The sequence below is a fragment of the Collinsella intestinalis DSM 13280 genome, assembly GCF_000156175.1.
GTDB lineage: Bacteria > Actinomycetota > Coriobacteriia > Coriobacteriales > Coriobacteriaceae > Collinsella > Collinsella intestinalis.
Window position 1 is genome coordinate 906353 of the sequence record NZ_GG692710.1, and the last position, 14384, is coordinate 920736.

The 14384-nt window shown below is 61.0% G+C and carries 11 protein-coding genes, 1 tRNA gene and 1 other RNA gene; 2 read left to right on the forward strand and 11 right to left on the reverse strand.

The window, feature by feature from the left end; translation table 11 throughout:
- Window positions 1-58: 58 nt before the first annotated feature.
- The 4 genes from COLINT_RS04235 to COLINT_RS04250 all read right to left on the reverse strand — a co-directional run bounded on the left by COLINT_RS04235 (window position 59) and on the right by COLINT_RS04250 (window position 4306).
- Window positions 59-583, reverse strand: coding sequence for a biotin transporter BioY (locus tag COLINT_RS04235; RefSeq protein WP_006723139.1), 525 nt, complete (start codon window positions 581-583; stop codon window positions 59-61).
- A 64-nt stretch (window positions 584-647) separates the two neighbouring features.
- Window positions 648-724: transfer RNA gene (locus COLINT_RS04240), tRNA-Glu, on the reverse strand.
- A gap of 25 nt (window positions 725-749) precedes the next feature.
- Window positions 750-2840 carry a glutamine synthetase III family protein gene (locus COLINT_RS04245; protein ID WP_039910346.1) on the reverse strand — a complete coding sequence of 697 codons (2091 nt, stop codon included), beginning with the start codon at window positions 2838-2840 and terminating at the stop codon, window positions 750-752.
- 101 nt (window positions 2841-2941) lie between these two features.
- Complete coding sequence (locus COLINT_RS04250; protein WP_039910347.1) at window positions 2942-4306, reverse strand: PFL family protein; 1365 nt, start codon at window positions 4304-4306, stop codon at window positions 2942-2944.
- A gap of 259 nt (window positions 4307-4565) precedes the next feature.
- On the opposite strand from COLINT_RS04250, the gene yhbY reads away from it, so the two are divergent.
- Window positions 4566-4865, forward strand: a complete 300-nt coding sequence (gene yhbY / locus COLINT_RS04255; RefSeq protein ID WP_006723142.1) for a ribosome assembly RNA-binding protein YhbY — start codon at window positions 4566-4568, stop codon at window positions 4863-4865.
- 99 nt (window positions 4866-4964) lie between these two features.
- On the opposite strand, the gene COLINT_RS04260 is transcribed toward yhbY, so the two are convergent.
- The 7 genes from COLINT_RS04260 to COLINT_RS04290 form a co-directional block, all read right to left on the reverse strand.
- Complete coding sequence (locus COLINT_RS04260) at window positions 4965-7976, reverse strand: AfsR/SARP family transcriptional regulator (protein ID WP_169302868.1); 3012 nt, start codon at window positions 7974-7976, stop codon at window positions 4965-4967.
- 395 nt (window positions 7977-8371) lie between these two features.
- Window positions 8372-9100: a glucosamine-6-phosphate deaminase gene (gene nagB, locus COLINT_RS04265; protein WP_006723144.1), complete on the reverse strand. Its 729-nt coding sequence runs from the start codon at window positions 9098-9100 to the stop codon at window positions 8372-8374.
- 246 nt (window positions 9101-9346) lie between these two features.
- Complete coding sequence (locus COLINT_RS04270; protein WP_006723146.1) at window positions 9347-9844, reverse strand: PTS sugar transporter subunit IIA; 498 nt, start codon at window positions 9842-9844, stop codon at window positions 9347-9349.
- 68 nt (window positions 9845-9912) lie between these two features.
- Window positions 9913-11250 carry a phosphoglucosamine mutase gene (glmM, locus tag COLINT_RS04275; RefSeq protein WP_006723147.1) on the reverse strand — a complete coding sequence of 446 codons (1338 nt, stop codon included), beginning with the start codon at window positions 11248-11250 and terminating at the stop codon, window positions 9913-9915.
- Between the two features lie 135 nt (window positions 11251-11385).
- Window positions 11386-11781: a 30S ribosomal protein S9 gene (gene rpsI, locus COLINT_RS04280; protein ID WP_006723148.1), complete on the reverse strand. Its 396-nt coding sequence runs from the start codon at window positions 11779-11781 to the stop codon at window positions 11386-11388.
- Between the two features lie 3 nt (window positions 11782-11784).
- Complete coding sequence (gene rplM, locus COLINT_RS04285; RefSeq protein WP_006723149.1) at window positions 11785-12228, reverse strand: 50S ribosomal protein L13; 444 nt, start codon at window positions 12226-12228, stop codon at window positions 11785-11787.
- 182 nt (window positions 12229-12410) lie between these two features.
- Complete coding sequence (locus tag COLINT_RS04290) at window positions 12411-13283, reverse strand: patatin-like phospholipase family protein (RefSeq protein WP_156780323.1); 873 nt, start codon at window positions 13281-13283, stop codon at window positions 12411-12413.
- A gap of 453 nt (window positions 13284-13736) precedes the next feature.
- On the opposite strand from COLINT_RS04290, the gene ssrA reads away from it, so the two are divergent.
- Window positions 13737-14103: a transfer-messenger RNA gene (gene ssrA / locus COLINT_RS08310) on the forward strand.
- Window positions 14104-14384 lie beyond the last annotated feature (281 nt).

Here is a 14384-nt window from a genome sequence, read left to right on the forward strand (position 1 = left end):
GGCCCCCATGCAACCATGGGGGCCGATTTCATTCATATCGATCACGTGATGGGCGCTCTTATTTCACCACGCGCGCCACAGCGCAGCCCAAGCTCGCTCCGACTGCGACCTTAACCGCGTCGGGAACCACAAAGGGGATCACCGCGATGGCGAGCGCCCCCGCAAGGTCGAGGTTCATGAGCGCCATGAGCTGGACAGTTCCGCACACATATGAAACGAGCACAAGCGCGGCCGCGCACACGAGCGCACGCGGATACGCCCCGATCCTGCCATCAAGCACTTTTGCCAACGCGCCCGCCAGCGCGCAGCCCAGGACAAAGCCCCACAAAAACCCGCCCGTCGGACCGGCGAGCGCGCCGATGCCGCCGTTGAAGCCCGCGAAAACAGGCAGGCCCACCGCACCGAGCACGACATAGGCCAGCACCGTGAACACCGAGGTCGCCGGGTCGAGCACGGCCGGCACCATGGCGAGCACCAACGTCTGCAGCGTAAAGGGCACGGGACCGAGCGGCAGCATCACCTGAGCAGACACCGCCAGCAACGCCGTCATAACGCCCGCACGGGCAATGCGCTTCGTTTCCATCCCGGGACCCCTCCTATGAAAAGGACCCGCCCGGCGCGAAGCCGAGCGGGTCCGGACACAGCAATGGTGCCCCCAACGGGATTCGAACCCGTGATATCCACCTTGAAAGGGTGGCGTCCTAGGCCGCTAGACGATGGGGACAGCGCGCTAGAGTATAGCAGAGACCTTAGACGTAGAACAAGATGTCATCGTAGGTCGGGACCGGCCAATAATCAGCCGCCACAATCTCCTCCATGGCGTCCACCGCGGCGCGCAGGTCGGCCATGACGGGAGCGACCTCGTGCGCATAGCAATTTGCCTGCAACTGACCATCGGCGATGGCCTCGGCCTTGGCGTGAACCTCATCGAGGCGGGCGATGGACTCATTGATGGCGGTGATACCGTCGCACAGGTCGTTCAGCGTCGCCTGCTCATAAGCCATGGCGGCCTCGGCCCCCGCAGCGCGGATGGCCTCGAGGCCCTTGGCGACCTTGGTGGCGTACGCGGTGATGACCGGGCGGTACGTGCGGCGCGCCTCGCGGACCATGGTGGTCGCCTCGATGTTCATGAGCTTGTTGTACTTCTCGAGCTTCACCTCGTAGCGGCAGACAGCCTCGGCCTCGGTGAGCACACCCATCTCGCTGAAGAGCTTGATGTTCTTCTCGGCGACGAACGAGGGCAGCGCGTCGGCGGTTGTGCGGTAGTTGCACAGACCGCGGCGCTCGGCCTCCTGCTCCCATGCCTCGGAATACCCGTCGCCCGAGAACAGGATGCGGCGATGCGCGCGCAGGTGCTCGGCGCAGTAGGCCAGCGCGGCCTCCTGGAACTCATCGGCGGGCGTGCCCTCGAGCGCATCGGCGAAATCGCGCAGAGATTCGGCAACCGCCGTATCGAGCACAGTGTTCGCATCGGAGACGTTGGCCTCCGATCCCACGGCGCGGAACTCGAACTTGTTGTTCGTGAAGGCGAAGGGGCTCGTACGGTTACGGTCGGTGTTGTCCTGCTCAAGGTTGGGCAGGATGACCGTGCCGAAAGTGAGCGTGTCGGTGGTGGCGTGAACGCTCGCCTCGCCGTCCATGATCATCTCGACGACCTCGGTGAGCTGGTCGCCCAGGAAGATGGACACGATCGCCGGCGGGGCCTCGTTGGCGCCCAGGCGATGATCGTTGCCGCAGCTCGCGGTACTGGCGCGCAGGAGGTCCTGGTACTTGTCCACGGCCTCGATCACGGCGGTGAGGAAGACGATGAACTGCAGGTTCTCCAGCGGCGTGTCGCCGGGCTCGAGCAGGTTCTCGTCGGCGGTGCCGAGCGACCAGTTGTTGTGCTTGCCGCTTCCGTTGATGCCCTCGAACGGCTTCTCGTGCAGCAGGCACACGAGGTCGTGGCGGCTGGCGATGAGCTTCATCTTCTCCATCATGAGGAGGTTGTTATCCACCGAGGCGTTGAGCTCAGAGTATACGGGCGCGAGCTCATGCTGACAGGGCGCGACCTCGTTGTGCTTGGTCTTGGACGGAATGCCCAATGACCACAGTTCGTCGTCGAGGTCCTTCATGTAGGCCGAGACGGTGGGGCGGATGGCGCCGAAGTAGTGTTCCTCGAGCTCCTGCCCCTTGGCGGGGGCGGCGCCGAACAACGTCCTGCCGCAAATGACCAGGTCGCGACGCTTCCGATATGCGTCCTTCTTGATGAGGAAGTACTCCTGCTCGTCACCCACATAAGGCACCACGCGCTTCGGATGCTTGCCGAAGAGGGCGAGCACGCGCTTGGCCTGCTCGTCCAGCGCCGTCATCGAGCGCAGCAGCGGGGTCTTCTTGTCGAGCGCCTCGCCCGTGTAGGAGCAAAACGCGGTGGGGATGCACAGGACGTCGTCCTTGATGAACGCCGGGCTCGTGGCGTCCCAGGCGGTGTAGCCGCGGGCCTCGAACGTGGCGCGCAGGCCGCCGTTGGGGAAGCTCGACGCGTCGGACTCGCCCTTGATCAGGGCTTTGCCGGAAAACTTGGTAATGGCGGTGCCGTCGTGGTTGGGCTCGAGGAAGCTGTCGTGCTTCTCGCTCGTGATACCCGAAAGCGGCTGGAACCAGTGGGCGTAGTGGGTGGCGCCCTTGGAGATTGCCCACTCCTTCATGGCGTGGGCCACGGCGTTCGCCACGTCCAAATCAAGCGGCTCACCGCCTTCGATGGTGGCGGCGAGTTTTTTGTACACGTCCTTGGGGAGCCACTTCTTCATGACGTCTTCGGAGAAAACCATCGTGCCGAAGCGTTCGGTAAGGTCGGCCATGTGCATCCTTTCGCATACAAGGCGCGGTCGAGGCGCCGGGTCCTGGGGTCCGCCCGCAGGTCGCGCCGATTGTCGGACGCGACCACGTGACGGTGAAAGCGCTAGTTCTTCAAAGAGTTCATGGGGGCGGGGAAACGACCGCCGCGGTGCGCGAACACCGTGCCGGCATGGCTGTTCACCGGCATGACAGGCGCACGGCCGAACAGTCCGCCGTAATCGACGGACTCACCGACGCCCTTGCCGATCGCCGGAATGATACGCACGGCGGTGGTCTTGTTATTGATGACACCGATGGCCATCTCGTCGGCGATGATGCCGGCGATGGTCTCCACGTCCGTGTCGCCGGGAACCGCGATCATGTCGAGGCCCACCGAGCAGACGCACGTCATCGCCTCGAGCTTTTCGAGGGAAAGGGCACCGGCCTCGGCGGCCTCGATCATGCCGGCGTCCTCGGACACCGGGATGAAGGCGCCGGACAGGCCGCCCACGCTGGAGCTCGCCATGACGCCGCCCTTCTTCACGCAGTCGTTCAGCAGGGCGAGGGCAGCGGTCGTACCGGGACCGCCGCACTGGCCCACGCCGATGATCTCGAGAATGCGGGCCACGGAATCTCCCACAGCGGGCGTGGGGGCAAGTGACAGATCGACGATGCCCTTCTCGACACCCAGGCGACGCGAGGCCTCGCGGCTCATGAGTTCACCAGCACGGGTAATCTTGAAGGCGGTCTGCTTGATACGCTCCGCGACCTGCATCATATCGGCATCGGCCGGCAGCTCCTCAAGCGCGGCGGCCATAACGCCCGGTCCCGAAACACCGACGTTGATCACGGCGTCGGCCTCACCGGATCCGTGCACGGCGCCCGCCATGAACGGCGAGTCCTCGACCATGTTCGCAAAGCAGACGAATTTGGAAGCGCCCACGCACTCGCGGTCGGCGGTGAGCTTAGCCGCGTCGACGATGGTCTGGGCGGCCATGAAGACCGCATCCATATTGATGCCAGCACGCAGCGTCGCCACATTGACGCTCGAGCACACGCGGCTCGTCTCGGCGAGGGCGCGCGGGATGCACTTCATGAGACGACGATCCGCATCGCCGATGCCCTTGTGCACCAGCGCCGAGTAGCCCCCGAGATAATCGATGCCAAGCGTCTCCGCGGCTCGATCGAGAGCATGGGCAAGCGGGACGAGGTCCTCGTCAGAACAGGCGGATGCGATCTGGGCAACCGGAGTAACCGCCACGCGCTTGTTGACGATCGGAATACCGTATTCGCGCTCAAGCCCCTCTGCAGTCTCGACAAGGTGCTCGGCAGTACGCGTCACATGGTCGTACACCTTCGTGCACATGCGCTCCAAGTTATCATCCGCACAGCCCATGAGCGAGATGCCCATGGTGATCGTGCGGATGTCCAAATTGTGCTCTGAGACCATACCGCGCGTCTCGGCTATCTCCTGGGGCGTGATGGACATGGCGGCTCCTTTGGCGAATATCATGCTTGCACGTGTTCAACCATTCTAGCGTTCCCGAACCCACCATGCCGCCCCCATACCTCACGAAACATAAGAAGTGACATGAGCCTTCATGCGGTCCTTGCCCCCTCCCCGGTCACCGGCGTGAGAGCCTCGTGGAGGCGTATCTCCCCGGTACCGTGCGCGCTTGCCGACGTGCCTCCACTGCGCTATCGTTTACCTGCTGAAATCATTACCTCCGCAGAAAGCGAGCGAATACATGGCTCTCACCGGCAAGCAGGTCCGCCAGCTCCGCGCCCTCGCGCACCACCTCAACCCCGTCGTCCATATCGGCAAAGCCGACGTGACCGACGCCATCGCCAAGCAGGCCGAGGAAGCGCTCGACGCCCACGAGCTCATCAAGTGCTCCGTCCAGGACGGCAGCCTGCTCTCCTGCCGTGAGGCGGCCGACCAGCTCGCCGAGCTTGTGGGTGCCGAGGTCGTCCAGGTTATCGGCCACCGTTTCTCCCTGTATCGTGCGAGCAGCCGTAAGGACATCGAGCACATCAAGCTCGATTAAAGCGCTGCCGGTGGCGGGCCGCACAAACGCCCCGCCTTCGCCATCTCTCACTCACCAGGAGGCGCACCATCGGGTGCGCCTCCTTTTTTCCCATCGCAATCAAAGCATGGTCTGCATCCCCGATCGACCGATGATCGACTCATAGGTCATCCTCGTCTCTTCCTCAGGTATCGATCCAAGCTCCTGCTCGAGCAGATGCAGATGGCTGTTGTAAAGCTCCACGATCTCCCTGCGCCTTCCCGTCTTGTCGTAAATCCTCATGGCGCACCTGATAACGTCCTCGCGCAAGGGTGCCTGTCGCAGCGCCGCCTCCACGAGCCAGGATGCCGACGGCAGATCGTCCATCTCAAGGGCGGCCTCGATTCCGCGCACCATGCAATCCGCGAACTTCATCTGATAGACGCGACGAACTCGCAGGTAATACGATGTGTTTCCGCTCTCCGGCACATAAAGGGGGCCTTTATATATCTCTTCGATCTTCAGACATGTCTCGATAATCTCACGCGATGAGGTTCCCGTCCTCCTCAGAAGCACGTCGCGGGCGAGCGCGTCGAAGCACGCGGTATCCGACACAACGTATTCCATGTTCAACGCAACCCCCTCGCCCTGCGTGAGAACATATTGCGGCCCATCCGCATGCTGCCCAAACGCAGCGCGAAGCGAGCTCAGCGAGGAATACATGGACTCCCGCGCATGCTTGTAGTCCTTATCCGGCCACATCTCTTCCATGATCACCTGGCGACCCACGAAATTGCCCCCAGCAAGCGCGAGACGTGCTGCGATCACGCACGCCTTCTTCCTTCGCCATAGCGCATCGGTGAGCGTATGCCCGTTGCGCATCGCCTGAAATCCACCGAACAAGCTGATCGTTACCCGGCCCAACCGTTGGCCTGATTCGACCGACGCCACGTCGAACAGGGCCGGCGCCCCCGCATCTGAGCGCTTCCCTTCCGGCGCGGCCTCACTGAAACTCTCGGGCAGCATACGCGCCACGGGCATCGCACGCTCCCCGACCGCCCTGATGAGCTGACGTGCCCGCGCGCGAATCCCCTCATCAAGCAGAAGCGGACGACGCAGGGAGCACCATGCCGATAGCTCGGGAAGTCGAGAAGTCGCCGAGAGCAGCATTGCGACGGTCCAAGCATCCACGACCGTGCACTCGCCCTCCCCCGCATCGAGCTCGTCAGCCTCCTCGTTAAGCACGACATGCGAGGAATTGAGCAAATGTGCGGCGCACTCCAAGAAGCTCGCCCAGGCCAGGACAAAGCCTTGATCGGGGGACGCGAGCTTCTTCACCTGTTGGGCGCGGAACTGAGCACTCACGATCTGCCCGACCGCCAGATCTTGCCACCCCTCACCGACCAGGCAATACAGCTGCATGGCGAAATCGGAGCATCGAACGGAAGCCGTGCCCCCGTCAACGAACGCGCGCTCGTCCACCACGGGCAAACCTGCCATCAGACGACAGGTCGAGCCAACCACGCGGACATATGACGCAATTGGGTCGAGATGCCGCCCCGTCAACAACCGGGCCACTTCCTGCAGATGGTTATCGAGCGCGCGAGCATCTCCCACATCGCCTTTGAATGCGTCGAGAAGAATTCGATCGCACGCGAGGAGGACTCCTGGTATCGAGATACCCTTCGCGCCGAGGGAAGCCTCATTGATTCCCATGCCCTCATCGATGCTCACCGCCCCGTCTCCGGCCATGATGCGCTTCTGCACACGGACATGGAGCTCCAGTTGTCGCGAGGCCACCGTCTCGCAATCATGCCCCTTCCCATGATTCAGGTCAGGAAGCGCCACTCCCGAGCAATCGCTCCAGACTGCGGCCATAGCCGTTGACTCACGCCAAGCACTCGGGCTCACCTCATCCAGAATCTCCGACGAGCGTCTGCGCAGCTCCGCCGCCATAATTCGGGCAGCCCGGTAATCCCCGCGCTCCAGCGCGCACAGGTACAGGGCCAGAACAACGCCTATTTGAATCGAACAAACCGCAGCGCCGCCCATACGTTCCACCAACGCGGTCAGAAACGCCCCATTGCCGCTCAACGCACACGCTGTGGGATATTCGGCGATGAGCGCCGTCGCATCCCCCTCTCGCTCGAACATGCGCATCAACGCAACGGCTCCGTCGATATTGCCCACTTCCAACATCATCTTCGCCGCGCGGACCGCATACAGCGGACGTGCGTGCACGAGCTCACATTTCAGCTCAGAAAACGGGACTCCGCGGTTTGACATGCATCGGTACGCGTCTCCCTTCGCATCGAACCCGAAAATCGGATACTCCCGAGCCAGGCGAAGCCAACTGTCCTTACGCACACGCATGCCTGCGCGATCGAAATCTCGAATGCTGCCAAAACCGCTCATGATGAGCAGGCACACGGTCCGATACAGGGAATCCCTGCTCCTCCTCAATTCGCATACGACGCCTCGATACAACTCGACTGTCGCGTTTTCAAAGGCAACCGACATCTCGTCGATCGACGTCGCATCTCCCAACATCGCCACAAGACGCGGGACCCCCTGAGTCAGCCCGTACACATCCAACCCGCTCGCAATCGAAAGCTTGCGTGCCCACGCCGGATATTCACGGGGTTTCACCAACAGCGACTGGGCCGTAATCTTGTACGAATCCCCCATGGCCGCCACAAACGCCCTGTTGCTCGGTCGGCAGGTCACCACTATTTCGAAGCCTTCACCCCTCATGGAGCGCAGCAGGCCGACCATCGCCTCGATGCCGTGTTCTTGCAGTGTCGTCAGGTTGTCGAGCGCGATAAGCGGCCTCATGCGGGGATCGAGATCCTCCGACAGTCGCTTGATCGACTCATACGCCTGCACCTCGTCGAGGCCCTCCAGGTCCAGCATGCGGGCTGACCCTCTCTCAATGCGCGACCGCACTTCTGCGACGCGCTGAACAAGTAATGTCGTCTTGCCAAAACCATCTGGCGCGACAATAACCGTGATGCCGGCTTCCTCTCCCTGTGTCCTCAGATCTCGAAGCAAGCGCTCGCGGTGCACCAAGCGCTCTGCGGGCACGACCGGGCCGCCCTCGTGCGCCGATCCGTCCACATATACCTCTCGATCCCTTTCTTCTCGCTCAGCCATCTTCCTTCCCTTCACCTGATTGCGAGCATTGCCCCCACGATAATGGCCGTCATTCGCCATCGATCGATAAATGCTCGCATTTTTACTGCCCCATCAGCTATGGGTCAGATAAATCGGGATTCGGGTCACAATATGCTCTCCTCCTCTCCTTCCCCCTCTCGATCACCTGCTGTCCATAGCTAATATTTAACCAGGTAGGATGTATCAGTGAGCATATGCCCGGCTGTTCTGAGAAAAATGTAAGTTCCGCCAGTGTTGATAATTATTCCGTCAGCGGATAAATCTGGTCAGATTGTTTCGAGTATTTTTCAGACCCCTATTCTCGGCTTGCAATTACATAAAAAAGCGACCCCCAAAAACGGAGGTCGCAATCTCGTCGATATGTCGGCGGGCGCTTACTTGCACAGGGAAAGAGCGGCCTCGTCGGCGATGACCACGCAGTTGGGGTGCAGCTGCAGGATGGAAGCGGGGCAGGAAGGCTGAATGGGCCCGAAGCACATGTCGTGCACGGCCTGGGCCTTCTTCTCACCGTTGGCGACGACGAGCACCATGTAGGCGTTCATGATCGTCTGGATGCCCATGGTATAGGCCTGACGGGGCACATCCTCGATGTTGTCGAACAGGCGGCTGTTCGCCTCGATCGTGCTCTCGGTAAGATCGACGCAGTGCGTGCCCTTGGAGAAGCAGGTGTCGGGCTCATTGAAGCCGATGTGGCCGTTGTTGCCGATACCGAGAAGCTGCAGATCCGGGTAACCGGCCTCCTCGACAATACGGTCGTACTCGGAGCAGGCGGCCTCGGCATCGGGGTCGGAGCCATCCGGCACATGGGTGTTGGCCTGGTCGATGTTGATGTGATCGAACAGGTTCTCCTTCATGAAGTAGTGGTAGCTCTGCGGGTCGTCGTGCGACAGGCCGCGGTACTCATCAAGGTTGTACGTGCTGACCTGGGAGAAATCTAGGTCGCCGGCCTCGTAGGCCTTGATGAGATTCTGATAGGTCCCAATGGGCGTGGAACCGGTGGCCAGGCCGAGAACGCAAGCGGGGTCCATAACGACCTGAGCGGCGATGATGTTCGCCGCCTTACGGCTCATGTCCTCATAGTCGGTGGCGTGAATGATACGCATGAAGCGCTCCTTTTCTCCGAGAGTTCATCTCGGTCCATGCGGGCCTCGTCGGCCGCAACCAACGTGAGAGCGCACCGTCCAGGGCGAGGGCGCGCACAGCTCGAAGACCCGCGGTGTCGAGGCCCCTGCCCGTCCACAGCGATTCGGGCGAGAATATGCCCGAACGTATTTATATTCGCCGCTCGCATTGAGAAATGCAAGGCCCCCGGAAACACCGGGGGCCTTGCGAGAAATCGTCTATTTGGATTATCGGGAGCGTGCGACCAAGAGCTGACCGAGCTCTTCGACATCATCACCGACATTGCCCTTGATGCTGGCAAACTCGGCGGAATTGCAGATAAGGATCGGCACGGTCAAATCGTAGCCCTCTTTGGAGATGGCCTCGCGATCGAACTCGATGAGCACGTCACCGCGCTTCACGATATCGCCGACAGCGGCGTTTACCTTGAAATGCCTGCCATCGAGTTTGACCGTCTCCAGGCCGACATGAATGAGCACGTCGAGCCCCTCCATCGTATGCACGGCGACGGCATGACCCGTGGGGAAGATTGCCTCGATCTTGCCATCGGACGGAGCGACCACGCGATCGCCCGTCGGCACCATGGCGACACCCTGGCCAAGCAGGCCCTTGGCAAACATCTGGTCCTCGACCTCGGAAAGCGGAATCACATGGCCGGCCATCGGGGCTGCGAGAGTCGTGGTGCGGGCGCCAACACCCAAAGTTTTGAAGAAGCTGGTGAACATCAAACCCCCTGCAATAATCAGCACGCATTATTCTATCGCGAAGAGACGCGAACGAACAAACGGTCCGACTAAGGCAGTTCGCGCTTCACAACTTCGACGATGGAATCAACGGCGTCTTGAGCTTCCTGCTGGGTCTCGGCCTCGGCCATAACGCGCACGAGCGGCTCGGTGCCGGAGGTGCGGACCAGGATGCGGCCGCGATCGCCCAGCTTTTCCTCGGCAGCTCGCACGGCCTCCCACACCGGCTGGCAGGAATCGAGCTCTGCCTTGCGCTCGCTGCGCACGTTCACGAGCACCTGCGGGAAGATCTTCACCGGGGCGCACAGCTGCGAGAGCGTCTCGCGCTCGGCGCGCAAGACCTCCATGATGCGCAGAGAGGTCATGATGCCGTCGCCCGTGGTCTCGATATCGCCGAAGATGATATGACCGGACTGCTCGCCACCGAGGCTGTAGCCGTTCTCACGCATGCAGGCGGTGACGTATTTGTCGCCGACGGCAGTCGTCTCGTAGCTCAGATTTGCACGATCGAAGGCCTTGAACAGACCGAGGTTGCTCATGACCGTGGGGACAACGGTGCCAGCGGCGAGGCGACCGTGCTTATGCAGGTAGGTGCCACACACATACAAGATCAGGTCACCGTCGACCAGGTTGCCGCGCTCATCCACGGCCAGGCAGCGGTCGGCGTCGCCATCGTAGGCAAAGCCGACATCCAAGCCCTGCTCCACAACATGGCGACGCAGGCGATCGATATGGGTGGAACCGCAATCCACGTTGATGTTGAAACCGTCAGGCGCATTGCTGATCACGCGGACATCGGCGCCGAGGGCGTCGAAGACGGGCTTGGCCACCGAGGACGCGGAGCCGTTGGCGCAGTCCAGGCCGATCTTCATACCCTGGAGGGAGAAGTTTGCGCTCGCGATGAGGTGAGCGATGTAGCGGTTGCGGCCCTGCATGTAGTCGACGGTACAGCCGATCTCGTCACCGGTGGCGAAGGGAACCTCGCTCTTACCGTCGATGTAATCCTCGATGAGCCCGAGCACCTCCTCATCCATCTTGCAACCGTCGCCGTTCATGAGCTTGATACCGTTGTCGGAATACGGGTTGTGGCTCGCCGAGATCATGATGCCGCAGTCGAAGCACCCGTCGATCGTCTCGTAGGCAACGCCGGGCGTGGGGATGACGTGCAGCATGTACGCATCAGCGCCGGATGCAACCAGACCAGAGACCAAGCCGGACTCGAACATGTAGCTCGAACGGCGGGTGTCCTTGCCCACAACCACGCGGGCCTTGCGGCCCTGGCGCGCACCGTAATACCAGCCGACGAAACGGCCGATCTTGTAAGCATGCTCAACGGTGAGTACGACGCCCGCCTCTCCGCGGAAACCATCGGTGCCGAAATATTTCATAGCGTATCCCTTCGATATCACTCGCCCATCGCGTGGGCGGTTCACGTGTATGACGCAACTCACCATGGTACAAAAAACGGGCCTGCCGAGAAACTCGACAGGCCCGAATCCATAGCGGAAACGTCTTGCGACAGATTAGCGCTTGGAGAACTGAGGCGCGCGACGGGCCTTCTTGAGGCCGCACTTCTTGCGCTCGACGACGCGGGCGTCGCGGGTGAGGAAACCAGCGCGCTTGAGGTCGGCACGGTAGTCGCCAGCCTCGAGAAGAGCGCGGGCGATACCCAGACGCAGGGCGCCGGACTGACCGGTGATGCCGCCACCATCGCACAGGGCGATGACGTCGAAGGAACCGAGGGTGTCGGTCACCTTGAACGGGGCGAGGGCATCCTCAACGAGCTGATGACGGCCGAAGTACTCCTCGGCGTCACGCTTGTTGATGGTCACCTTACCGGTGCCGGGGACGATACGGACACGAGCAACGGCATTCTTGCGACGGCCGGTGCCGTAGTAAACAACGGTGTTCTCAGCCATCTTTTAGCCCTCCAGCTCGATCTTAACGGGGTTCTGAGCAGCGTGCGGATGCTCGGTGCCAGCGTAGACCTTGAGCTTGGTCAGCTGCTTGCGGCCGAGGGTCGTCTTGGGGAGCATGCCGCGAACAGCGCGCTCGATGACCTTCTCCGGGTGCTTCTCCATAGCCTGGCGGAAGGACTCCGCCTTGAGGCCGCCATTGTAGCCGGAGTGACGGTAGTAGGTCTTGTGGTCGGCCTTGTTACCGGTAAGCTGGACCTTATCGGCGTTGATGACAACCACGAAGTCACCACAGTCGGAGTTGGGCGTGAACTGGGGCTTGTTCTTGCCGCGCAGAATCTTGGCAACCTGGGCAGCGAGACGGCCCAGCGTGGCGCCCTCGGCATCGATGAGGACCCAGTTGCGGGTAACCTCACCCTGCTTGGCGTAGTGAGTCGACTTAAGAATCACTTTTCCTCCATGTACAGTACGTGTCTTAACAGAGTTTCACGGGGCTCTGGAAAGTAACCTGTCAATAATAACCCCTATATGCGGCAAGTCAAACGTTTTCCGCCGCCTGTGCAGAACTTCTGCACAGGCGGCGGTCGGTTTGATCTGTTGTGAGGAAAAGGCCCTCATGCGGGCCGTGGCCCCTAACGTCCGACGAACTCCCGTATCTCGCCCAAACGGTGCTTGGCCTCCTGACGACCCTGGATATAGAGATTCAGCAGCTTCTCGGTGTCGTGCTCGACATGGGCTACCTCGACTGGGACCGGCGGGGCAAGGACGAGGGCGCGGCCGGCGCGCTCATATTCCCAGATGTGCTCGCGCTGCTCGTTATACCGCTCGTGACGGTTCTCCATGGCTTCGAGCAAATAGGGGTACCCGGCGTACGCGGCGCGGGCAGCGCCCATCAGTCCGTACGGGCTCTTCTGGTAGGACCGATCCTGCGTGAGCACCACGATCGCACGGTCGAAACCCGCATCCTCGAGCACCTGCTCGACTGGGACCGAATCCGCAGTGCCACCGTCGAGGTAGAGATGCCCATCGATCTCGACAGGCTTGGTCACCAAGGGAAGCGAGGTCGAAGCACGCACGGCATCGATGTCCAAGGTCGCATCCCGAACGGGCAAGTACGCCGCAGTACCGAACACGATGTCCGTCGCGCAGGCGTACATCTCCATGGGGTTGGCAAAAAACGCCTCGTTGTCAAACGGATCGAGACGGTCTTGCACGTCGTTCAAGATGAAATCGTACCCGACCATCGAACCCGTGGTCACGAGCGACTGGGCGCCCATGTAGCGAGGATCGTTGCAGAATGCGAGGTTGACGCGATTAACGCGCCCGATCTGCCGACTCTTATAGTTCAAGCCGTTAAGCGCTCCGGCAGACGTGCCGTAGCATGCCGCAACCTCGACGCCGTTTTCCATGAGAACGTCGAGCACACCCGCGGTGAACTCACCGCGGAAGCTACCGCCCTCCAAAACGATTGCAACCTTCCCAGCGTTTTTCGCCTTGTCCTGCATCGGAGCTCCTTTCATTCTGAAGCCCTTGTACCCCATGGGCACCGGAACATGAACGAATGTCCATCCAAATATGGAACGCCGATTTCAAAGTGTACGTTTTGGGGAAGGTTTTGCCTCTATTTCTGCGGCCTGCCACGTGTTCGTCCAACATAACCGCAGCTCACAATTCGCTCGATTTAGTTCGGAAGTGCTCGAGGCCTCAAAACCTTCCCCAAAACGTACACTTTATCCCGATGTAGCGTGAATTTGACCCGCGCAGATCGCGGTTTCATGATTGGGCGCCTTCCGTGGTAGACTTTTCAACTACGGATTTGTGCCTCGGGCGCGATCCGCGTACTTTGACAGGTCGTTGCCGCTTGCGGCACCAGAAAGAGGATTCGCCCTCGACCGGCATGGCGCGAATTGCGCTGATGAATGGTCTGGACTTGAGCGAATCCCAACGACCACCCAAAAGGGGGCAACTGGTTTCGACACGATAGTTCTGAGAGAGGAAGCAGGCCGTGGTCTCCTCGCCACGTTAAACAGGGGTACTGTCAAAATGAATTGACAAGAATTCTTCTTTTGAGCCCCAGCTGGCTCTCGCTGCTTAATATATAGCGGCGCGTCAACCCGGTGATTTCCCCGACACCGGCGCGACGTCATTTTAGGGGAACGCTCCTTGGCACGTAATCGGTATGGCCAAGGCTAAGACTGAACCGGTTGGGACGCCGCGAGCGTGTCGCTCCGCGCAACGTGTCCGAGACTAAATGAGTGACTGAGCCTGGAGATGCCGATCAGGGAACTTTCGTGGACCGGAGTTCGATTCTCCGTGCCTCCACCATAAGAGAATTGGGCGAACTGTTAACCATGATTGACGGTTCGCCCTTTGTTATCTGCATTCATCGCAGCAAACGTCGAGGCAGCGGCACGCCGTCTGCGATTTCTCGTTTCGCTTCACATGGGACAATCAAAGCTCCGTGCACCGCGACAAAACTCGGTGCACCTCTCGACCATTTCCGTCAGGAAAAATAGTCGAAAAGTGCACCGAATTTCGAAAAGCGCTCCGAAGATTTGAGGACCGGCGGGCGGCGCGCTACGCAGTGCGACCTGTGGCTCGGGCGG